We start from the raw sequence: 22,309 nt of genomic DNA, 5'->3' as shown, positions 1-22,309 counted from the left end.
CCTGAATGGTTATGTAAATGTTACTGTGAACGGAGTGAACAGCAATATATTTGGAAATATATAGAGAAAAACGGGTGCCTTATTGAAAAAAAACTGCTGTTTTAGTATAATGGAGAATACGTGCGAATATGAAAACTGAAAACACAGGAGGAAAAGATAGATGAGAGGAATTTTATATGGTGTAGGAGTTGGCCCTGGAGATCCGGAACTTATGACATTGAAGGCAGTCCGTATGATCAGGGAAAATGAGGTGATTGCAGTTCCGGGTGCAGATGTGAAGGAAACAGTGGCATACAAGATCGCAGTCCAGGCAGTACCGGAGCTTGCAGACAAGGAACTTCTGCCCATTTATATGCCAATGACTCATGACAGACAGGAGCTTGAAATCAATCATGAGAAGGGAGCCAAAGCTCTGGAGGCTGTTCTGGATACAGGAAAGAATGTGGTATTTCTGACTCTTGGGGATCCTACCATTTATTCCACATTTACTTATGTACAGAAGAGAGTAGAAGCTGATGGCTATGAGACCGGACTTGTGAGCGGCATTACTTCTTTCTGTGCCACAGCAGCCAGACTGAATATTCCTCTCACAGAGTGGAATCAGCCATTACATGTACAGCCGGCAGTACACCGTCTGGATAGTGAGCTGGATCAGCCGGGTACCTATGTGCTGATGAAATCAGGTAAAAAGATGAATCAGGTAAAGGAAATTCTGGCAAAAAGCGGACGCAATATCCGTATGGTGGAGAACTGTGGAATGCCGGATGAGCATATTTACAACAGTGTAGAAGAAATTCCGGATGATGCAGGCTATTATTCCCTGATCATTGCAAAGGAACAGGATGGAGGATTATGATCGAGACCAGAGATCTGACAAAAACCTTTGACAATTTTACAGCCGTGGATTCTTTGAACCTGAAAATTGAAAAAGGGGAGTTTTTTGGTCTTCTCGGGCCGAACGGAGCAGGCAAGACAACGACCATCAGCCTGCTGTCAACCCTTCTTCTTCCGACAAAGGGAGAAATCCTTATAGACGGTCAGCAGCTTACAAGAAAACGTCCTGATCTGAAGAGAAAGATCAGTGTGATCACCCAGGAATATTCCATGCGTCAGGATATGAATATGGATGAGATCATGGAATACCAGGGACGGCTCTATTTTATGCCGCGGAAGCAGATAAAAGAAAGAACAGAAGAACTTCTGGAGTTCTGCGATCTTCTGAAGTTCCGCAAACGTACAGTCCGCAAGCTTTCCGGTGGAATGAAGCGTAAGCTGATGGTCTGCCGGGCATTACTGACAGATCCGGAGATCCTGCTTCTGGATGAACCCACAGCAGGTATGGATGCTCTTTCCAGAAGACAGATGTGGAATCTTCTGCGAAAACTGAATGAGAAAAACCTGACCATTCTGCTGACTACGCATTACATGGAAGAAGCACAGAGTCTCTGCAATCGTGTGGCACTGATGGATCATGGTAAGCTGGAGGAGGTAAGTACTCCGTCAGCACTGATCGAGAGTCTTGGTGCTTATGCAGTGGACGAAATGACAGCGGATGGAACACAGAATCACTATTTCCATACACGACAGGATGCTATCCGGTATTTGGAGGGACTTACAGGGCAGGCTTCTCTTCGTGAGACCACATTGGAAGACGTCTTTGTAGAAAGAGCCGGGAAGCATTTGAATACAAAATAACCGGAGAGAAAGAACATGGGAATTATAACAATATTATGGGAGAAGTGGGTAGAATTCCGCCGGGATTTCTATAAGATCACACTGGCGGCAATGATCGCACCGTTAATGTATCTGATCGTATTCGGAATGGGAATCCAGACCACTTCTCATGGACAGCCATACCTGAACTTTCTGATTCCGGGTGTGGTATCTCTGACAACTATGAATGGAAGCTTTAATGCCATTGCGCAGAACCTGAATGTGCAGAGACTGTATGAGAAGGCTTTTGATCAGGTGATGATCTCCCCCACACCCTTATGGCAGTTTATCGCAGGCCAGATTATCGGAGGAAGTCTGCGTGGACTGTATGCAGGAGGAATTATCCTGCTCCTTACAGCACCAATCGAGACAGGCCTGATCTTCAACGGCTGGTCATTTCTTGTGATGTTCCTGAACGGAGCAGTATTCTCAGCCGTTGGTGTGGTGGTGTCCTTTCTGGCAAAAAACCACGCAGATGTGCCGAGATTTTCCAACTATATCATTATGCCTATGGCATATTTATGTAACACCTTTTTCTCAACAGAGAAACTTCCAGGATTTGTAGGCAAGTTTGTATCAGCCTTGCCATTATCCCAGACCAGCCATCTGATGAGAAGCATTTCATCAGGTGAGGCGGTGAATTACACCGGTATTGGGATTCTGCTTCTTTATCTGCTGGTGTTTACTGTAGCAGCATCATGGTTTATTTATAAGAAGAAAAACCTGTAATAAGAAGAAAAAAATCTGTAACTGACTGACAAGGAGGAGCCTGTGCTCCTCCTTGATCTGGTTATGCATTATATATCAATGTGAATGCATATATAGATAAAGCGACATTGGCAGGTGAACTGGAGGACAGCGGACATATTTCCGAACTGGATCTGGATATTCTTCCTTTGGAATGCTCCAGAATTACAATTTTGATATTATGAAAATTGATATGAGTTTTGTGCGGCAGATAACAGTTACATATAATAGTCTCGCGCAAACTGCACAAATTGCTTTACATAGGGTTTCAGAATCCTGTTTTTGCTGTAGACAATATAGAAACTGCGCTTATGAGCAGATTCCTCCAGCGGAAAGACAAGAATCTGCTTTGTCCTCTGCAGGTCAGTGACAGAGCGTGATGAAAGAATAGAGATTCCCAGACCATTAACAATGGACTTTTTGATGCTTTCCAGGTCATTCATGCGGGCGATCACATTCAGATTGCCTGTTGTGATGCCTATGCGATCCAGAAAAAGGTCCATTTCTTTTTTTGTGCCGGAGCCTTTTTCCCTGAGGATAATAGGATCTTTCAGGAAATCATGAAAAATAGAGGGTGTTTCCCTGTCCTTGAGTGCAAGATAGTGATCTGTTACAGGAGTTGCAATGACCAGCTCATCATGGCAGAAAGGAATAAACACGCAGCTCTCATCACGTGTATTCTGGCCTACCAGAGCCAGATCTACAGTTCCGTCCAGTACCCGGCTGATGGATTCTGAACTGTCTGACTGTATGGAGTGAAAATAAACATCAGGATGCGTTTTTCCGAAAGCAGCAAGCAATTCCGGCAAAAGATAAGAAGAAGGAATGGTAGATGCAGCCAGATCTATCATATGTTTGTGGGCACCTGTAAAATTCTCAAGCAGATTATTTCTGATCTCCAGCATACGGACTGCACTGTCATAAAGCTGGTAGCCTTTGGCTGTAATCGTTGTTTTCTTTGTAGTGCGGATGATCAGTTTCATATGCAGTTCATCTTCCAGAGAACGTATATGAGCACTGATCGTAGGCTGAGTCAGATAGAGGCGGCGGGCCGCCTCTGAGAAGCTGCCGTAATCCACGACAGCGACGAATGCTTCTAACTGTTTAAATTCCATTGTGAAAATCTCCTTTTATGTACGAAAACGATGTACGAGGATTGCTATAGTAATGCGGATAATGCATCTAAAGCAATATCCAGTTCCTGCTTTGTATTCTCAGGTCCGAAAGAAAAACGGAGAGTACCCTCCGGGTATGTTCCAAGAGTTTTATGTGCGTTTGGTGCACAGTGAAGGCCGACTCTTGTCATAATTCCATAAGTACTGTCCAGCTCAAAGGCGGCCTGAGCCATGTCCATATGTAAGGTCTGGACGGATACAACTGCACAACGGTTTTCAATATTTTTTTTACCGATAATACGCAGGAATTTTTCCTCAGGATCCAAATTCAGGATACCATCTATAAAGTATTGTGTCAGCATTAATTCATGTTGGCGGATTTCTTCCATGGACTGTTTCTCCAGATCACAGAGTGCGGCATGAAGTCCCAGAATCCCCGGGATATTGGGAGTTCCGGGTTCGAAACGATCCGGAAGAAATGCCGGTACTTCCTCAGAATGAGAGGCGCTTCCTGTTCCGCCGCTGATAAGAGGATCGATCTGCGCTGCCAGTTCATTGCGGATCAGAAAGCCACCTGTTCCCTGTGGCCCTCTGAGTCCCTTGTGACCTGTAAATGCCAGTGCGTCTATGTGATATTTCTCCATATCAATGTCAATGGTTCCTGCCGTCTGTGCAGTGTCCAGAATAAAAAGAAGTTCATGTTCTTTGCAGAAATTCCCGATTTCCTGTGCAGGCATGACAGTTCCGCATACATTGGAAGCATGAAGACAGACCACAAGCTTAGTCTCAGGACGAAGGAGTGCAGCTGCTCTATCAAGCAGAAGACTGCCGTCAGAAGCGCATGGGATCCTGTCAAAAGAAATTCCGTGTTTCTCCAGCTGTACAAGAGGACGCATCACTGCATTATGCTCCATGGCAGTTACAAGTACATGATCGCCGGGGTTCAGAAGTCCTTTCAGAAGAACATTCAGACTGGCAGTGATATTTTCTGTAAAAATAACATTCTTACCCTTTCCGGAAGTAAAGTGAAAGAGCTTCAGAAGCTGTTCTCTTGTCTCAAAAATCTGCTCCTCCACAGAATAAGCTGCCCGGTATCCTCCCCGATTCACATTCACAGCAGAGCCTGACAGGTAATCATAAACTGCCTGTGCAACAGATGGTGCCTTGGGAAAAGACGTACTTGCCTGATCCAGATATATTTTATTCATAGTAACAAATCCCCCGATTTTTATATATAGCAATTTGTGGATATCAAGTTAGGAAAAAAATACTTTTTGACCCTAACATCATATCATATCTTATCTGTAGTATAGCACAACTTATAAAAGATTTCTATAAATAACTATAAAATATGGCTATAATGAATTAGTGATTTCAGCATAAAAATGATAAAATAGATACAAAGAAATTGTGCTGACAACAAAAAAAGTCAGTGTAAAAGGAGGAAAGAAATAAATGAAAAACGAAAAGGGAACCATAGTTCTGGCAGGAGGCGTGATCGGTCTGATTGCTGCAATTCTGGTGTTTTTTGGAAATCCGGCAAATATGGGCTTCTGTATTGCCTGTTTCCTGAGAGATACCACAGGTGCGCTGGGACTTCATTCAGCGGCAGCAGTTCAGTATATCCGCCCGGAGATCATTGGTCTGGTGCTTGGAGCATGTATCATTTCACTTGCTAAGAAAGAATTTCGTCCAAGAGGCGGCTCTGCACCTGTGACCAGATTTACACTTGGCGCATTTGTTATGATCGGATGTCTGATGTTTCTTGGATGTCCATTCCGTATGATTCTGCGTCTGGCAGGCGGAGACGGAAATGCTCTGTTTGGACTTGTTGGATTTGTAGCCGGTATTCTTACAGGAACTGTTTTCCTGAAGAAAGGTTACACACTGAAACGTTCTTATAAGATGCCGAAGCTGGAAGGTGGTATTTATCCTGCATTCCAGATCGTGATGCTTCTGTTGCTGGTAGCTGCACCTGCATTTATCCATTTCACAGAGCCGGAAGGCGGACCTGGAGCAAAACATGCTGCAATCATTATCGCACTGGCAGCAGGAATTATTGTTGGTATCCTGGCTCAGAGAACCCGTCTGTGTATGGTCGGCGGTATCCGTGATGCGGTACTTTTCAAAGAATATAAATTACTGTTCGGCTTTGCTGCAATTCTTGTGACAGCATTGGTAATGAATCTGATTCTCGGTGCAGTTACAGGAACATCCTATTTCAATCCGGGATTTGCGGGACAGCCGATTGCACACACAGATGGACTGTGGAACGCACTGGGAATGTATCTGGCAGGCTTTGGATGTATTCTCCTCGGTGGATGTCCGCTTCGTCAGCTTATTCTTGCAGGCGAGGGAAATACAGACTCCGCTGTGACTGTTCTCGGTCTGATGGCAGGTGCCGCTTTTGCCCATAACTTCGGACTGGCATCTTCCGGTGAAGGTCCTACAGCAAACGGAAAGATTGCAGTTATTATTGGGATTGTGGTAGTTGCTGTAATTGCGACAGTGAACTCCATGAGAAAAGAAGAAGCCTGATTGTCGGAATGCAGACATCATTTCCGCAATTAATACGCTCATTTTGCGGAAAGTATTTTTTTAGACACACTCTAAAAGGAGAGAGACGAATGAAGAAAGTAGATGCAAGAGGTTTATCCTGTCCGGAACCAGTGATCCGTGCAAAGAATGCAATGGAATCCGGAGACAAAGAATATGAGATTCTGGTTGATAACGTAGTTGCAAAAGAGAATGTATCCAGATTTGCAACACATCAGGGATATCAGGTACAGGCAACAGAGCAGGGAGATGATATCCTGCTGAAACTTAAAAAATGATCACATATATAGCAACCTTCTATTCCCATTATGGAGCTATCCAGTTTCGAAGAAACTGCCAGGCAATGAATCTGAGTGCAGAAGTCATGCCGGTCCCAAGAGATTTAAGCTCCTCCTGCGGAACCTGTGTGAGATTTCATACAGAAGCGGACTTCCCAGAGAAAACGGAGGAAGTCGAGCAGATTGTCAGAGTAGAACCGCAGGGCTATGTGGGGATTTATCATGCGGATGAAGAATAAAAATATCATTCAGTTCATCCTTTGAATAACTGCGCGTCGCATTCTCGTTATTTTCCAATGATGAGAGTCAGACGCGCAATTTTGTTTCAATGTGGGAAATAACTATACCATTCGCTTGTCTGCAAATCCGACTACACAGGTATAAAAGCCTCAGTTAGGGTCATTGATATCTACGAATTGCTCCGCTGCAAAGCAGCTCCCGCAATTCTTATATCATAATATAAAAACGGAAGTTTACTTAAAAACATATATATGGTATAAACATTTTATAGAAAAGGATATCTTTAACACTATTGTATGAATCTATAAAATATCGTAAAGCAGGAGGCGTTTAAATGATCAGACTTCAGGATATTGCAGATATGGCGGGGGTGAGCCGGACTACGGTTTCCAATGTAATCAATGGAAATACCAAGAGAGTGTCTCAGGAAACCATAGATAAGATTACCCGTATTCTGAAAGAACAGAATTATGTTCCACATATGGGATCTGTGATGTTGTCAGGTCATGGCTCCAGAATCATCGGAGTAGTTCTTGGATTTGCCACTGCCCATGGAATGCAGTCTCTGCAGGATTCCTTTGTGGGAGAGCTGATCGGAACCATACAGACAGAAGCAGAACGGAAAGGTTATTTCGTCATGCTTATCGGCGGGGAAAAAATTGAAGATGTAGTAGACATGGCTTCCAGGTGGAATGTTGAGGGTCTGATCATTCTGGGATATGATGAGGAACGATACAGACAGCTGTCCAGAAAACTGAACAAGAAGATGATATTGATCGATGCATATCCGGAAGGGGAATACACCTTCCAGAATGTAGGAATTGACGATTATTCCGGTGGATATCAGGTTGGAGAATACCTGTATTCATGTGGATACCACAGGGCATTGTTTATCGCAGAGACAGATAAGGACAGTGATTCCCGCAGATGGAACGGATTCAAACAGGCTATGGAAAAGCAGGGCGGTTTCTGCAGCAAATCCCGTCTGATCGTAGTTCCGGGGGAGAAGAGACAGCGCCTCAGCAGGTATGAAGAATTGCTTCCCCGTTTCCTTGAAGTAAAGGCGCTGGCGTTTTCTTCGGATTACGGAGCGATTGAGGCTATGAACTATTTCTTTGACCATGGGATTAAGGTTCCGGATCAGATTTCCATAGTAGGTTATGATGACAGTATTTATGCGGAGTTTGTCCGTCCCAGGCTGACTACGGTTCATCAGGATATCCACCAGAAGGGCGTGATCTCCCTGCGTCGTCTGCACCGGATGATAGAGGGAGAAACTTTAAAAGAAATGAATATCAAGAGCCCGGTGCGGCTGATAAAAAGAGAGTCTGTGAAAGAATAGAAGGCTCTCTTTTACAATTTACAGAACTTATCCAGTTGGGTTAACAGTGTAAAAACATACTGATTATTGTATGATATGCACAAAAATGGATCGTGAATTTTGTGTGAAATTTAAGTTTCCCGAGAAACCTGTTGATTTTTACAGGCAGGCTGCGTTATGATAAAGTCACCAAGGGAAAACAGAGGTTGCGCAGCCTTCGTAGTTAATGAAATGAAAAGAAAATTAAATTATGGAGGAGAAAAAATGTATAAAAAAATAATAAGCACATTGGTAATTGGTACTTTGCTTGCCGGCACATTAACAGGATGCGGCGGTTCGTCTGACGCAGGTTCCTCAGCGAAAAGCTCAGGTAAAACAGAACTGGAGCTTTTTTCCACAAAACCTGAGAACAAGGATACGATTCAGAAACTGGTAGACAAATATAATGAAAGCCATGACGATGTGACAGTAAAGGTTACTGCTCCGCCGGATGCAGGAACAGTATTAAAGACCAGAATGGCAAAGAATGATATGCCTGACATTGTAGCAATGGGCGGCGATAACAACTACACTGAGGTTGAAGGTGCAGGTATGCTGCTTGATCTGGGTGATCAGGATTATATCAAGGATGTACAGGAAGCCTATATTGACATGGTTTACGATGTAAATAAGGACAAAGAAGAGACAATATATGGTGTTCCATTTGCTACAAATGCTTCCGGTGTCATCTACAATACAGAGAAATTCGAAGAGCTTGGGCTGGAAGTTCCGAAGACCTGGGATGAGTTTATAGATACTCTTCAGAAAATCCAGGATGCAGGCGAGCAGCCATTACTGATGACTTACAAAGATGCATGGACAGCAAATGCACCATGGAATTCCATAGCAGCAGACCTTGCACCGGAGAGCTTCGCAGATGACCGCAAAGCAGGCAAGACAACATTTGTGGGAACTCATGAGGAGATTACAGAGAAATATCTGACACTTCTTGATTATGCACAGGATGATTTCATGGGACTTAGCTATGATGACGGAAACAAGAAATTTGCCAACGGTGACGCTGTAATGATCATCAACGGAAACTGGGCAATCAGCCAGTACCGTAATGCTAACCCGGATGTAAAAATAAACATGTTTGCATTTCCGTCTTCCAATGATGAATCCCAGAATAAGGTTACCTCAGGTGTGGATGTGCTTCTGGGCGTAAGCAAGAGCAGTTCCAATGTAGATGCAGCTAAAGATTTCGTTTCCTTTATGATGGAAAAAGAAAATGTACAGACTTATATTGATGAGCAGTTCTCATTCTCCGCATTAAAGGGTGTAGAGCAGAGTGATGAAGCAGTATCAGGTGTACAGGAAGACATCAGCAATGGTAAAGTTGCCAACTTTGAAGACCACTACTACCCATCAGGATTTAATATGTCTGTACTGCTTACTGAACTTAGTTTAAATCGTGCAAATGGAATGGATGATAAGGAAAACATCGAACAGTTCCTGAAACAGTGTGACGAAAAATATGATGTTGCGAATGTAGATTAAGTGAGGGGATGAGCCTATGAAGAAAGCAGCGAATCGTAAAAGACCTGCTGTCAATAAAGTTTACTATATTTATGTTGGTATTCTTGCAGTATTATTTTTCATCTTCCATACAATTCCTTTCCTGAAAGGTGTATTCTACAGCTTTACTGACTGGAGAGGATATGGAGACTGGAATTTCGTAGGGCTGCGTAATTACCTGCATATGTTTGTAGATGCAGATACAGGAAATGCTTACATTTTCACCTTTAAATTTGCTGTGATCACTACGATCCTGGTTAATGTGATCAGCCTTGTGCTCGCATGCGCATTAAATGCAAAGATTAAATTCAAAAATACCATTAAAGCATTTTATTTCCTGCCGTATATGCTGGGAAGTCTGATCGTGGGATTTATCTTCAACTATATTTTTGCAAACCTGGTTCCGGAGCTTGGAAAAGCTCTGGGAATCAAGGCTCTCAGTGTGAATATTCTGGGTACTAACAATGCGATGTGGGGAATCATTGCAGTATCTCTGTGGATCGGATGTGCATTCAATACACTGATCTATATTGCAGGACTCCAGTCTATTGATACAGATGTATATGAAGCTGCTGATCTGGACGGAGCTACAGGATTTAAGAGGTTCAGTAAGATCACATTCCCTCTTCTGGCACCTTCCTTTACCATTAATATGGTGCTCTCGGCCAAAGGTTACCTGATGGTTTACGATCAGATCATGGCCATGACAGATGGTGGACCCGGAACCGCAACTACTTCCATTGCAGTCCTGATTTATAAGAAGGGATTCGGCGGAGGACAGTTTGCCTACCAGTCAGCCAATGCAGTTGTGCTTTTCATCGTAGTTGTGCTGATTTCTGTATTCCAGCTGCGTATACTTGAGAAGAGAGAGGAGAAGTTAGGATGAAACAGGGTGTAGCGAAGGTAAAAGAACGTTACAACTGGCCTGTAACGATTCTTCTTATCATAGGAATTGTGCTGATCATTCTTCTGCCTCTGTATATGGCACTGATGATCGCAATTAAGGATCCATCTGACATGAATAACGTACTGGCACTGCCCAGAAAGCTGCGTCTGCAGAACTTCGTAGATGCCTGGGTAATGACCGATTTTCCGCGGAAATTTTTTAACACTGCATTTATTACAGTGATCAACCTGTTCTTTACATTGATCACAAACTCCTTTGCAGCGTATGCCATAACCAGAAACAGGAAAAAGAGTAAATTCTTTTCCATTATGTATTACTACTTTATCAGTGCCATGTTTATTCCGTTCCAGGTAATCATGCTTCCATTGGTTGTACAGGCGAATGCCTTCCATCTGGATAATATTTACGGTATTACTTTTCTGTATGTTATCTTCGGTCTGCCCATGAACACTTTCCTTTATACAGGTGCGATCAAGGCGATACCGGAAGCACTGGATGAAGCAGCAATGATCGATGGTGCCAACCCCATCCAGATTTTCAGCCGGGTCATTTTCCCGGTATTAAAACCAACTACTGCAACAGTAGCGATTCTTTCCTTTATGTGGACATGGAACGACTTCAGCATGCCACTGGTACTCTTAAGTGATGAGAGCCAGCAGACCTTACAGCTTGCACAGTATGTATTCAAGAGCCAGTTCTCTGTAGATTATAACCTGGCATTTGCCTCTTATCTGCTTGTACTGGCACCTGTACTGATCGTATATATCTTCTGTCAGAAATGGATCATGAACGGTGTTGTTGCCGGTGCAGTAAAATAACACAACAATAAACTTGAAATGCAAACAGGAGGCTTAAGTTATGAAAAAAACCTGGTGGAAAGAAAGTGTTGTATATCAGATCTACCCCAAAAGTTTTAAAGACAGTAACGGAGACGGCATCGGGGATATCAGAGGAATTATAGAAAAGCTTGATTATCTGAAAGAGCTGGGTGTAAATGTACTTTGGATCTCGCCTATGCTTGAGTCTCCGCAGGATGATAACGGCTATGATATTTCTGATTACAGAAAAATCTATAAAGATTACGGAACTATGGAGGATTATGAAACCCTCCTTGCAGAGGCACACAAAAGAGGAATCAAGATCCTTATGGATCTGGTTGTAAATCATACTTCCGACGAGCATTCCTGGTTTATTGAGAGTCGTAAATCCAAAGATAATCCTTACCGCGACTATTATATCTGGAGAAATCCGGTGAACGGTAAGGAGCCAAATAACTGGGGCGGAGTATTCGGCGGTTCAGCCTGGGAATATGACGCACAGACAGATATGTATTATCTTCACCTGTTCTCCAAGAAGCAGCCGGATCTGAACTGGGAGAACGAGAAGGTTCGTCGGGAAGTTTATGATATGATGAACTTCTGGTGTGAAAAAGGAATCGATGGTTTCCGTATGGACGTAATCAGTATGATCTCCAAGGATCAGGCATTTCCGGACGGAGAGACTCACGGAGGACTTTATGGGGATTTTGGACCTTACAGTGTCCATGGACCAAGAGTGCATGAATATCTTCAGGAGATGAACCGGGAGGTGCTTTCCAAATATGATGTAATGACTGTGGGAGAAACGTCAGGAGTTACCATTGAGGAAGCACAGAAATATGCAGGTGATGACCGAGAAGAACTGAATATGGTATTCCAGTTTGAGCATGTAGAAATCGGTGGTGGTGATTATGGCAAATGGACCACAGAACGGTATGATTTCAAAGAGTTCAAGAAGATCATGATCAAATGGCAGGAAGAACTGGCAGGAAAAGCATGGAACAGTCTTTTCCTTGGGAACCATGACCAGCCAAGAAGTGTATCCAGATTTGGAAATGATAATCCTGCTTACCGGGATATTTCAGCCAAGATGCTGGCGACCTGCATTCATATGATGCAGGGAACCCCCTATGTATATCAGGGTGAAGAGCTTGGAATGACTAACATCTATTTTGACAAGCTGGAGGATTACCGCGATATCGAAAGTCTTCATTATTTCACTGAGCTGACAGAATCAGGCAGACTGACACCGGAGTATATGATGAAATGCCTGATGCTCAGAAGCCGTGACAATGCCAGAACACCTATGCAGTGGGATACTTCCGCAGGTGCAGGTTTCACCACAGGGGAACCGTGGATTAAGGTAAATCCAAACTATCAGCAGATCAATGCCGCAGATCAGTTAAAAGATCCGGACTCTGTTTTCCATTATTATCAGAAGCTGATCCGTCTGCGTAAAGAAATGGATATCATCGTATACGGAGAATTTGAGGCTCTGTACCGTGACCATGACCAGATCTTCGCTTACACAAGAAAGCTTGGAGCAGAGAAGCTGCTCACAGTATGCAATTTCAGTGCGCAGGAAGCGGAAATGGAACTTCCGGAAACATTTGCAGAAGGAGCTCAGTGCCTGATCACAAATATGGGCAGAAAAATGTTTGACAGGAAAATTGTCCTGAATCCATATGAAGCATTTGTGCTTTATAAAAAAGACTGAAAAATTAATAAAATCTCTTGAAATGAGTATGCGTATATAGTATAATCGGTTTCAGTTAAAAGAAAATTCTTCGGGGTTGGGTGATCGCAGTTGCGAAATTCCCTACCGGCGGTATAGTCCGCGACCCGCTTCGGCGGCTGATTTGGTGAAATTCCAAAACCGACAGTAAAGTCTGGATGAGAGAAGAACACGCAGTATACAAAAGTACGTGCTCAGTGCCCCGGATGGATATCCGGGGCTTTTTATGTTGTTGTAACAGCATTCTTGTGGAATTTTCTTTTGCAGAAAGATGTGGGGCTTTTGTCTGACATCTGCAAAAAAATATTTCAAAGGAGAGAAACAGTATGAGTGAACAGGTATTGAGAAACGGCAATGTAGTGGCCAGGAGCAAGACGAGGACAATTACACAGATTGCTATGTTAGGAGCAATTGCAGGTGTATTGATGAATCTGGAGTTTCCACTTCCATTTCTGGCACCGTCTTTCTATCAGTTGGATTTTTCTGAGATTCCGGTGCTGGTAGGATCTTTTGCCATGGGACCTATTGCAGGCGTACTGATCGAACTGGTGAAGATTCTGGTTCATCTGGTGACCAAGGGTTCTATGACAGCAGGTGTAGGAGATTTGGCTAACTTTATTTTTGGATGTACCTTTGTGGTTCCGGCTGGTCTGATCTATCGCTTTCATTCTGTCAAGAACAGAAAGCATGCAGTAATAGGTATGGCTGCAGGTACAGTGCTGACAGCTGTTGTAGCTTGCTTTATGAATGCATTTGTGCTGCTGCCGGCTTATGGCAAAGCTTTTGGAATGCCGATTGAGGCATTTATTGAAATGGGAGGAGCTGTGCATAGCTCTGTGAACAGTCTGCTTAGCTTTGCAGCACTGATTATTTTCCCATTCAATATCTTTAAATATACACTGACATCTCTGATCGTATTCTTTATTTATAAGAGAATCCGTGTAGTGCTTAAAGGGGACTGATGGCAGACATGTCCGACGGAAGGGGAGCAGTGAAAGTCATCTTCTGTCCTGTGATGGGATGGGGGAATTCCATGTGGTAGGAATGTAGGGCCTGGCGGGTAATGTGTTCCATGTCAGGGTTGTAGAGGTAGTCTCCGATAAGGGGATAGCCCAGGTATTTCATATGGATACGGATCTGATGGGTGCGGCCGGTTTCCAGCTGAAGGGAGACCAGGCTGTGCCCATTTTCTTTTTTTACCAGTTTATAATGGGTGATGGCTTCTTCACCATGTTCAAAATCTACGGTGCGTTCAATAATGGAGCCTTCTTTGCGGGAAAGAGGGGCTGTGATGGTTCCTGCGGGTGGGGTGAGGTCACCTTTTACGATGGCCAGGTATTCCCTGTGTACCAGGCGTTTTTTGGTCATATCGGCCATGATGCTGGCGCTGACCAGGTGTTTGGAAATTACAGTGAGCCCGGAGGTATCCCGGTCCAGGCGGTTGCTGCAGCGGAAGATAAAAGGCTTTCCCTGATCCTGATAGTACCATGCCAGGGCATTGGCCAGAGAATTATAGTAGTTTTTCATGGAGGGATGGATGGGCATTCCTGCAGGCTTGTTGATCACCAGGATGTCTTCATCTTCATAAACAATGTTCAGGGGAAGCTTTACCGGCGGGATTTTCTCCGAGGATTCTGTCTCGCAGATACAGACCTGTAGATGGTCACCTGCAGCCAGGGTTTGACGCATATAGTAGTGGATTCCGTTTACCAGGATGCTCTGGGGCATCCGTTTGATTTCTGTGAGATTCTGCCGGGAGTATCCCTTTCTTCTGAGAAATTGTTCTACCCGGAGTCCGTTCTGGGATTCCGGGATTGTATATTCTATGGTTCGGTTCATTCGGGTTCTCCTATTGGGTGTGAAATATCAGATGTGAGATGATTCCCATCTCTGTAGGTGGCGGGTAACAAATTAGTATCAGGATTCAAGAGTTATACAAACAGCAGATCATGATTAATGGTTTTATAAAATAACCTTCTGCATTCCCGGAGATCCTGTGTCTGACCCAGCACCCACATCATTTTGGTAACAGAAGCTTCCAGAGTCATGTCATAGGATTCCAGTATGGGAAATTTCTCCTTGATCACTTTTCCAACCTGGTAGACTTCCATATCGCTGCCCTCATGGGTTACCTGAGTAGCCATGCATACCAGTTTACCGGCAGAGATCCAGTCTGAAAGTGCATTCAGAAAACTGTCATTGCCATAGTTTGGAAGACCGCCTACGCCAAAGGACTCGATGATAAGTCCGTCATAGGAGTCTGCCAGAGTGTCCAGAATCCGTCCGTCAGTTCCGGGAATCAGTTTCATGAGAAAGATGTTGGTATTCATCTGATGATAGAAAACCAGCGGACGGGTATTCTGATCTTTATCATCAATATAAAAGATAATTCTGTTATCGTGAACAGAAGCAATATCAGGGTAATTAATACTGGAGAAGGCATTGTAGCTTTTGGAAAATTCCTTCTTGGCTCTGGTACCGGCAATTACTTTGCCTCCAAATACAATGGAGATACCGTGAGCCCGGTCGTGGGAAGCAAAACGCAGGCTGTCCAACAGATTGGAGCGGGCGTCTGTGATGGCCAGATCAATTGGTTTCTGAGCGCCTGTGATCACGATAGGACGGCGATTATTCTGGATCAGATAGGACAGGGCTGCTGCAGTGTAAGCCATGGTATCAGTGCCGTGGCAGATCACAAATCCATCGTAGAATTCATATTTTTTCTCAATGAGCTGTGCCAGCTGCAGCCAGTGGTCAGCACATACATTGGTACTGTCCAGAGAAAAAGGCTGCAGGGTGTCGATGGTGCAGAACTCTCTGGCAGTGGGGATATATCCCAACAGTTCTTCTGCGGAAATCTGAGGGGAAAGTCCTTCTTTGGTATATTTGGAAGCGATTGTACCGCCGGTGGCGATCAGTAGGATTTTTTTCATAATAGTGTACTCCTGAGTTTTGATTATTATAAAAAATTTCAGAATCGTAATATTTCCTATTATACACAGAGGACGTAGAAAGGGCAAGATAAGGAATTTCTCTGTTTTGGGAGTTTCTTTTTGTGGTTATGAAAGATATTGACTTTTGGAAATTTTAAGTGTAAATTATCTGTTGTGTCAGGTGTCTTGTCAGGTGAAATGACAGATACAAATATAAAATGACCATATGCGTGCAAAGCTTCGCATAAGAGGAGAAAAAATGGGAAAAATTTTTAAAACAAAATTCACAACGGCTACGATTGTATTAATTCCAGCCTGTATTGGAATTAATTACCTGGGAAAACTATTTGCATCCCTGTTAAAGCTGCCACTTTGGCTGGACTGTATCGGAACCTGTATTGGTGCATGTCTGGGAGGACCTGTGATCGGAGCTGTCTGTGGAGCGGCCAATAACCTGATCTATGGGCTGACAACCGGTGATAATATTACTCTGGTTTATGCATTTACCAGTCTGTGTATTGGATTGGCGGTAGGTATTCTGGCCAGAATGGGATTTATGTCCACATTCCCCAAGTCCTTTGTCTGCGCACTTGGCGGCGGACTGGCTGCAGTACTTGTATCTACTCCACTGAATATTATATTCTGGGGCGGTACAACCGGTAATGTATGGGGAGATGCTGTATTTGCTGCTACACAGGCTGGTGGAATGTCAGTGGGAATTGGTTCTTTATTAGATGAGATTGTAGTAGATGTACCGGATAAGATCATTACAATTATTATTGTTTATTTTATCTTACAGGGACTTCCCAGAAAGCTTACTGCATTGTATGATGTAAATGCAAAAACAGAGAGACTTGACTAATGAACAGTATAAGTTTATATATAAATAAGGGATCATGGCTGAACCGGCTTCACCCTTATACAAAACTGCTGTACATTTTGACAGCAATCCTGGTTCCGCTGATCGGGGGAAAGCTCTGGCTTTTCCCTGTTATGATCACAGCCAGCTTATGTATCCTTGCCAGTGGCAGGATTCTTGGGAAAGCAATGCCGCTGGTGTTGTTTTCTTTTACTTTGATTCTTGTGATTTTTCTGATCCAGGGTCTGTTTAATCATGATAACAGAACGGTTATGTTTTCCATAGGAGTAATTACCTTTTACAGAGAAGGAGTTCTGTTTGCAGTCAGAATCGGATGTAATATTCTGAACATGCTCCTTTCTTTTGGAATTTTTGTGCTTACCACCTCTCCACAGGAACTGGTGGATGAGCTGGAAAAAAGTGGCTTTTCTCCAAGGTTTGGTTATATTATCAATTCTGTATTTCAGATATTGCCACAGATGCTGGCTGCCAGGGATGTAATTGCCGATGCACAGCGAAGCCGCGGTATGGAAACAGAAGGAAATATGCTGGTGAGGATAAAAGCATTCCTGCCATTGATTTCTCCGGTGGTGATGAGTTCGCTGATCAATACCAGGGAACGTGCGATTGCACTGGAGGTACGCGGATTTGGTAGAAAGCAGAAAAAAACCTGGCTCTATGACCGGCCAAAATGCAAATGGGATCCGGTAGTCAGAGGAATTCTGGTATTTTTACTGGTACTGGTTATAGTCTGGAGGATATGGTAATGCCCATGATAAATATTGAAAACCTGAAATATAAATACCCGGATACGGACAGATTGGCACTGGATGGGATTTCCCTTTCTGTTGCTCCCGGAGAGTTTATCGGAATTGTGGGACCTAACGGAGCAGGGAAAAGTACTCTGTGTCAGGCAATGGTAGGGTTAGTCCCTCAGTTCTATCATGGAGCCTACGGTGGAACTCTAAGGGTGGCAGATTGTCTGGCGGATCAGGTGCCTGTCCAGAACCTGTGTGAAAAGGTTGGGCTGATTTTCCAGAATCCTTTTAATCAGCTGTCAGGTGCCAGAGATACTGTCTATGGCGAGGTGGCATATGGATTGCAGAACCTGGGTATAGAGCGGGAAGAAATGAAGACCCGGATTGAGAAAGTGCTGCGACAGCTTGATATCTGGCAATACCGGGATCGTAACCCCTTTGATCTGTCAGGCGGCCAGATGCAGAGAGTGGCTATTGCCAGTATTTTGGTAATGGAGCCGGAGGTGGTTATTCTGGATGAACCTACTTCTCAGCTGGACCCTGAGGGAACCGAGGAAGTATTCAAGGTAGTGGATGACCTGGCACGTACAGGCAGGACTATTATTATGGTAGAGCAGAAGCTGGAAAAAATGGCAAAATACTGTGACAAGCTGGTGCTGATGCAGAAGGGAAAGGTGGTTGCCTTTGATATTCCGGAGAAAATTTTTGCCAGAGAGGATTTGGAGGAGATAGGGATGGAACCTCCGGTGTTTGTAAAAATCTGTAAAATGTGTGGACTGACAAATTCGGACGGTACCTATCCTGTGACTCTGGAGGCAACCGTCAGATTATTTGAACAGCAGGAAAGACAGATGAAACCGGACATAAGCTTCAAAGGCAACAGGAATCCGCACATATCTGCAGAGAAGAGCGGAAAAGTATTTCAGATGAGAGAGGTTTCTTTTGCTTATGGGAAGAAGGTACCTGTGTTTGAAAACCTGAATCTGTTGCTGGATCACAGGACAACCGCGATCATTGGTCAGAATGGTGCCGGAAAAACTACTTTGGTACGTTTGCTGAAGGGACTTCTGAAGCCTATTTCCGGAAGTATTTATTTTGGAGAAGAGGATATTTCCCAAAAAACGGTTGCTATGCTTGCCGGAAAAGTGGGATATGTATTTCAGAATCCGGATGATCAGATTTTTAAATACAATGTTCTGGATGAGGTTATGTTTGGACCGCTTAATATTGGGATGAACCCGGAGACTGCAAAAGAAAAGGCTCTTAAGGCTTTGGAGCTTATGGGACTTTTCGGAAAGGAAAAAGAAAATCCCTATGATCTGGACCTGCATGAGCGGAAAATGGTAGCCATTGCCTCTGTGCTTGCAATGGATACAGAGGTGATCATTCTGGATGAGCCTACCATTGCACAGGATGATACCGGCAAAAAGAGGATTGCCAGCATGATCAAGCAGCTTTCAGATCGTGGAAAGCTGGTGATCGCGATTCTGCATGATATGGATTTTGTAGCTGAAAATTTTGAACGTGTGATTGTTATGGCGCATGGAACAGTTCTGGCAGATGGAGTGCCTGAGGAGATTTTTGGCCAGGATGAAGTCCTGAAGAAAGCCAGACTGCAAAAACCATCTATGACACAGCTGCTTGAAAGGTTGGGTATGGAATGAATGGAAAAGAGAGAAGAAATAAAATAGTCCGGATGTTGTCAGACAGTGAAGTACCTATTTCAGGGAAAGAACTGGCAGGGATCCTGGATGTGAGCAGGCAGGTAATTGTGCAGGATATGGCCCTGCTGCGTGCCCAGGATTATAAGATCATTTCGACTAATCAGGGCTACCTTCTTTCAGGGGAAAAGAAAGCCAGCCGTGTGTTTAAGGTCTTTCACAGTGACAGCGAGGTAGAGGAAGAGCTGAAGCTGATCACTGATTGTGGAGGATATGTGGAGGATGTATTTGTATATCATAAGGTATATGGAATTGTCCGGGCAGAACTGAACATCGGCAGCAGGAAGGATATCAGCGAATTTCTGGATGAACTGAAAAAAGGACATTCTACATTGCTGAAGAATATAACATCGGAATACCATTATCATACCGTAAGTGCCCCTTCTGCGGAACGTCTGGATTTTATACAGACAGAACTGCAGAAGAGGGGGTTTTTGGCTAAGCTGAAGGAATATGAGCCTATTGATTTTGGTGAGGGGGAGAAAAATTAGGGGAATTCAGGATTTGCCCAGTAGGTAGTGATCAATACCATTAGCGATTCCGTATACCATTTTTTTCTGGTAGGAGTCCTGCTGCATTTTTCTGTCTTCTGTGGGGTTGCTCATATATCCCATTTTAATGAGGGTGGTAGGAGCCTGACTCCAGTTATTGCCGGTCATGGTGTCTGTCTCCCAGATGCCGAGTAATTCACATAACAGATACCCATATAAAATGGACATAGGCGTGCAAAGCGCAGTTTATTTTTACAATTGTATATATTACACAAAAACACCTATCTATAATTGTAAAATATATATAAATTATCTCTTGATATTTTATAAAAAAAAGAGTAAAACTTTAGATAAATAAAAAAGAGAAATGCATAGAACAGGACAGGTCACAGAAGGAACCGGATTACAGAGAGTCGCAGGCAGGTGAGATGCGGCAGATGGTGTTTTGTGATATCACCCGGGAGCATCCCGCTGAAATCTATAGTAAGCCGGGACGTGGTCTTCACGTTACAGGAGAAGCTGTTTGGTTTAGACAGTGTTAAGAGATTGTATCTGGTGACAGGTATAATAATACAAAGTGGTACCACGGAATATTCCGCCTTTGTTATCCAATTGGAAATTGGATAGCAGGGGCGTTTTTTTATATATAAATATAAAAGAAAGAAGAGGGAAGACATTATGAGTGGAATAGTAATGATGATAATAGCTATCGTAGTGCTTGGTGGAGCATATCTTCTGTATGGTCGTTATCTTCAGAACAAATGGGGCATTGATCCAAAAGCAAAAACACCGGCATATGAGATGGAGGATGGAGTGGATTATGTACCGGCTGATACCAATGTGGTATTTGGTCATCAGTTTGCATCTATAGCAGGTGCAGGTCCTATCAACGGACCGATCCAGGCAGCAATTTTCGGCTGGCTTCCGGTTATGCTCTGGATCCTGATCGGTGGTGTATTTTTCGGAGCAGTTCAGGATTTTGCATCTATGTATGCCTCTGTAAAGAACAAAGGCCGTACAATCGGATATATCATTGAAGCTTATATCGGAAAACTGGGAAAGAAATTATTCCTTTTATTCTGCTGGCTGTTCTGTATTCTGGTTGTTGCAGCATTTGCAGATGTTGTGGCAGGAACCTTTAACGGATTTGTGACAGATAACGCAGGAACCGTTACCAAGGTAGCAGCAAACGGAGCAGTTGCAACAACTTCCATGTTATTTATCATCGAGGCAGTGGGACTGGGATTTTTCCTTAAATATTCCAAGTTTAATAAATGGATCAATACTGCAGTGGCTATTTTATTATTAGTGCTCGCAATTGTGCTGGGACTTAAATTCCCGGTATATGTAAGTCTTGGTACCTGGCATATTATTATCTTTGCATATATTCTGGTAGCCAGTGTTGCCCCTGTATGGGCATTGCTCCAGCCCCGTGATTATCTGAACAGTTATCTGCTGATCTTTATGATCGTTGGTGCGGTTATCGGTGTATTTGCAGCCAACCCATCCTGTAATCTTAAGGCATTTACAAGCTTTAATGTGGACGGACAGTATATGTTCCCTATTCTTTTCGTGACAATTGCCTGCGGTGCAGTTTCAGGCTTCCATTCACTGGTATCCTCCGGCACTGCGTCAAAACAGATCAAAAATGAAAAGAACATGCTTCCGGTTTCCTTTGGTGCAATGCTTATGGAAAGTATGCTGGCAATTATTGCACTGATCGCTGTTGCATCCTTTGCAGATGGTGAGGCAGCAGCACAGGGACTTACCACTCAGCCACAGATATTTGCAGGTGCTATTGCAAACTTCCTTTCTGTGATCGGTTTGCCACATTCACTTGTATTTACACTGATCAATCTGGCTGTATCAGCCTTTGCACTGACCTCTCTTGATTCAGTGGCCAGAGTAGGACGTCTGTCATTCCAGGAATTTTTCCTTGATTCTGATACAGACGAGGAAAATATGAGCCCGTTCTTAAAAGTAGTAACCAATAAATATTTTGCAACAATCATTACACTGGTACTTGCCTATCTGCTTACAAAGGTTGGATATGCAGAAATCTGGCCGCTGTTTGGTTCTGCCAATCAGCTGTTATCTGTACTTGCCCTTGTAGCCTGCGCAGTATTTCTTAAGAAAACAAAACGCCAGGGCTGCATGCTCTGGATCCCTATGGTATTTATGATGGCAGTTACCTTTACTGCACTGGGTATGACCATCAGCAAGCTTACAAAAGCATTATTTACCACAGGCCTTGATCTTGGAAATACCTTACAGCTTATCTTTGCAGTGTTACTGCTGATCCTTGGTGTGCTGGTAGCAATCCAGGGAGTGAAGAAGCTTTTTGAAAAAAATGATGAAAAACAGACTGCATAATCTAAGAAGGATAGCGGTTGATATTCTTACATAAAAATAAAAATCTGAAAAAAGACACTTTGGGAGTTTGATCTGCCCCTTGTCAAGTAGACAAGCAAAATATTCAAAATGAATTTCTAAATGTATCCGCCATGTCTGATTTGATGTGGCGGGTATTTATGTTTATGAAACATTTATTCCACGGCCA

22 protein-coding genes, 1 riboswitch and 1 other annotated feature are annotated in these 22,309 nt (G+C 43.5%); of the genes, 17 read left to right on the top strand and 5 right to left on the bottom strand.

Annotation, left to right across the window (positions count from 1 at the left end):
• Positions 1-160 precede the first annotated feature (160 nt).
• From cobI to H8Z82_RS12980, 3 genes are read left to right on the top strand one after another with little or no spacing between them, the layout of a single operon-like run.
• Positions 161-856, top strand: coding sequence for a precorrin-2 C(20)-methyltransferase (gene cobI, locus H8Z82_RS12990; protein WP_186995348.1), 696 nt, complete (start codon positions 161-163; stop codon positions 854-856).
• Positions 853-1,695 carry an ABC transporter ATP-binding protein gene (locus H8Z82_RS12985; RefSeq protein ID WP_019162898.1) on the top strand — a complete coding sequence of 281 codons (843 nt, stop codon included), beginning with the start codon at positions 853-855 and terminating at the stop codon, positions 1,693-1,695. The genes cobI and H8Z82_RS12985 overlap by 4 nt, the downstream gene beginning before the upstream one ends.
• 15 nt (positions 1,696-1,710) lie before the next feature.
• A complete protein-coding gene (locus H8Z82_RS12980) occupies positions 1,711-2,442 on the top strand; it encodes an ABC transporter permease (protein ID WP_186995347.1) in 732 nt (243 codons plus the stop codon).
• A 236-nt stretch (positions 2,443-2,678) separates the two neighbouring features.
• Here the strand turns inward: H8Z82_RS12980 and H8Z82_RS12975 are convergent, their stop codons facing one another.
• Positions 2,679-3,575, bottom strand: coding sequence for a selenium metabolism-associated LysR family transcriptional regulator (locus H8Z82_RS12975; RefSeq protein WP_186995346.1), 897 nt, complete (start codon positions 3,573-3,575; stop codon positions 2,679-2,681).
• Between the two features lie 44 nt (positions 3,576-3,619).
• Positions 3,620-4,783: an aminotransferase class V-fold PLP-dependent enzyme gene (locus H8Z82_RS12970; protein WP_186995345.1), complete on the bottom strand. Its 1,164-nt coding sequence runs from the start codon at positions 4,781-4,783 to the stop codon at positions 3,620-3,622.
• Positions 4,784-5,030: 247 nt separating this feature from the next.
• Here H8Z82_RS12970 and yedE point away from each other — a divergent pair, with 247 nt between their 5' ends.
• From yedE to H8Z82_RS12925, 9 genes are all read left to right on the top strand, one after another.
• On the top strand, positions 5,031-6,113 hold the full coding sequence (gene yedE / locus H8Z82_RS12965) for a YedE family putative selenium transporter (protein ID WP_120062029.1): 1,083 nt from the start codon (positions 5,031-5,033) through the stop codon (positions 6,111-6,113).
• Between the two features lie 89 nt (positions 6,114-6,202).
• Positions 6,203-6,409: a sulfurtransferase TusA family protein gene (locus tag H8Z82_RS12960; protein WP_117674275.1), complete on the top strand. Its 207-nt coding sequence runs from the start codon at positions 6,203-6,205 to the stop codon at positions 6,407-6,409.
• Positions 6,406-6,648: a DUF3343 domain-containing protein gene (locus H8Z82_RS12955; protein ID WP_008706323.1), complete on the top strand. Its 243-nt coding sequence runs from the start codon at positions 6,406-6,408 to the stop codon at positions 6,646-6,648. The genes H8Z82_RS12960 and H8Z82_RS12955 overlap by 4 nt, the downstream gene beginning before the upstream one ends.
• A 335-nt stretch (positions 6,649-6,983) precedes the next feature.
• The gene (locus H8Z82_RS12950; protein WP_118136749.1) at positions 6,984-7,991 is read left to right on the top strand and encodes a LacI family DNA-binding transcriptional regulator; all 1,008 of its coding nucleotides are present in this window, start codon (positions 6,984-6,986) and stop codon (positions 7,989-7,991) included.
• Between the two features lie 243 nt (positions 7,992-8,234).
• Positions 8,235-9,509, top strand: coding sequence for an ABC transporter substrate-binding protein (locus H8Z82_RS12945; RefSeq protein WP_243176477.1), 1,275 nt, complete (start codon positions 8,235-8,237; stop codon positions 9,507-9,509).
• 16 nt (positions 9,510-9,525) lie between these two features.
• Positions 9,526-10,413 carry a carbohydrate ABC transporter permease gene (locus tag H8Z82_RS12940; RefSeq protein ID WP_118330819.1) on the top strand — a complete coding sequence of 296 codons (888 nt, stop codon included), beginning with the start codon at positions 9,526-9,528 and terminating at the stop codon, positions 10,411-10,413.
• A complete protein-coding gene (locus H8Z82_RS12935; protein ID WP_186995344.1) occupies positions 10,410-11,252 on the top strand; it encodes a carbohydrate ABC transporter permease in 843 nt (280 codons plus the stop codon). The genes H8Z82_RS12940 and H8Z82_RS12935 overlap by 4 nt, the downstream gene beginning before the upstream one ends.
• A 40-nt stretch (positions 11,253-11,292) precedes the next feature.
• Positions 11,293-12,969: a glycoside hydrolase family 13 protein gene (locus H8Z82_RS12930; protein ID WP_186995343.1), complete on the top strand. Its 1,677-nt coding sequence runs from the start codon at positions 11,293-11,295 to the stop codon at positions 12,967-12,969.
• Between the two features lie 62 nt (positions 12,970-13,031).
• A riboswitch (FMN riboswitch) is annotated at positions 13,032-13,161 on the top strand.
• 152 nt (positions 13,162-13,313) lie between these two features.
• Positions 13,314-13,949, top strand: a complete 636-nt coding sequence (locus H8Z82_RS12925) for an ECF transporter S component (protein ID WP_173743570.1) — start codon at positions 13,314-13,316, stop codon at positions 13,947-13,949.
• On the opposite strand, the gene H8Z82_RS12920 is transcribed toward H8Z82_RS12925, so the two are convergent.
• Both H8Z82_RS12920 and H8Z82_RS12915 read right to left on the bottom strand, forming a co-directional pair.
• Positions 13,936-14,826 carry an RluA family pseudouridine synthase gene (locus H8Z82_RS12920; protein WP_173743569.1) on the bottom strand — a complete coding sequence of 297 codons (891 nt, stop codon included), beginning with the start codon at positions 14,824-14,826 and terminating at the stop codon, positions 13,936-13,938. The two genes, H8Z82_RS12925 and H8Z82_RS12920, sit on opposite strands and share 14 nt — an antisense overlap.
• Before the next feature lie 92 nt (positions 14,827-14,918).
• Entirely contained in the window at positions 14,919-15,920 is a 1,002-nt protein-coding gene (locus H8Z82_RS12915) for an asparaginase (RefSeq protein WP_186995342.1), read from the bottom strand.
• A 259-nt stretch (positions 15,921-16,179) separates the two neighbouring features.
• On the opposite strand from H8Z82_RS12915, the gene H8Z82_RS12910 reads away from it, so the two are divergent.
• The 4 genes from H8Z82_RS12910 to H8Z82_RS12895 are packed head-to-tail and all read left to right on the top strand — an operon-like array spanning position 16,180 to position 19,749.
• Entirely contained in the window at positions 16,180-16,782 is a 603-nt protein-coding gene (locus tag H8Z82_RS12910) for an ECF transporter S component (RefSeq protein WP_186995341.1), read from the top strand.
• Positions 16,782-17,546, top strand: a complete 765-nt coding sequence (locus H8Z82_RS12905) for an energy-coupling factor transporter transmembrane component T family protein (RefSeq protein ID WP_186995340.1) — start codon at positions 16,782-16,784, stop codon at positions 17,544-17,546. Before H8Z82_RS12910 ends, H8Z82_RS12905 begins: the two co-directional genes overlap by 1 nt.
• A complete protein-coding gene (locus tag H8Z82_RS12900; RefSeq protein ID WP_186995339.1) occupies positions 17,546-19,201 on the top strand; it encodes an ABC transporter ATP-binding protein in 1,656 nt (551 codons plus the stop codon). The genes H8Z82_RS12905 and H8Z82_RS12900 overlap by 1 nt, the downstream gene beginning before the upstream one ends.
• Positions 19,198-19,749, top strand: a complete 552-nt coding sequence (locus tag H8Z82_RS12895; protein ID WP_019162884.1) for a transcription repressor NadR — start codon at positions 19,198-19,200, stop codon at positions 19,747-19,749. The genes H8Z82_RS12900 and H8Z82_RS12895 overlap by 4 nt, the downstream gene beginning before the upstream one ends.
• A 6-nt stretch (positions 19,750-19,755) precedes the next feature.
• Here H8Z82_RS12895 and H8Z82_RS12890 read toward each other — a convergent pair whose 3' ends face one another.
• Positions 19,756-19,917 carry an N-acetylmuramoyl-L-alanine amidase gene (locus H8Z82_RS12890; RefSeq protein WP_330607965.1) on the bottom strand — a complete coding sequence of 54 codons (162 nt, stop codon included), beginning with the start codon at positions 19,915-19,917 and terminating at the stop codon, positions 19,756-19,758.
• Positions 19,918-20,112: 195 nt separating this feature from the next.
• Positions 20,113-20,355 (top strand) — a binding site (T-box leader).
• A 72-nt stretch (positions 20,356-20,427) separates the two neighbouring features.
• Here H8Z82_RS12890 and H8Z82_RS12885 point away from each other — a divergent pair.
• The gene (locus H8Z82_RS12885) at positions 20,428-22,122 is read left to right on the top strand and encodes a carbon starvation CstA family protein (RefSeq protein WP_173705040.1); all 1,695 of its coding nucleotides are present in this window, start codon (positions 20,428-20,430) and stop codon (positions 22,120-22,122) included.
• Positions 22,123-22,309 lie beyond the last annotated feature (187 nt).

Origin of the sequence: Blautia difficilis, from assembly GCF_014297245.1 — a bacterium.
In the GTDB taxonomy this organism is placed as follows: Bacteria; Bacillota; Clostridia; order Lachnospirales; family Lachnospiraceae; genus Blautia_A; species Blautia_A difficilis.
The sequence above is the reverse complement of the archived record's forward strand: the minus strand, read 5'-3'. Positions and strand labels throughout refer to the sequence as shown.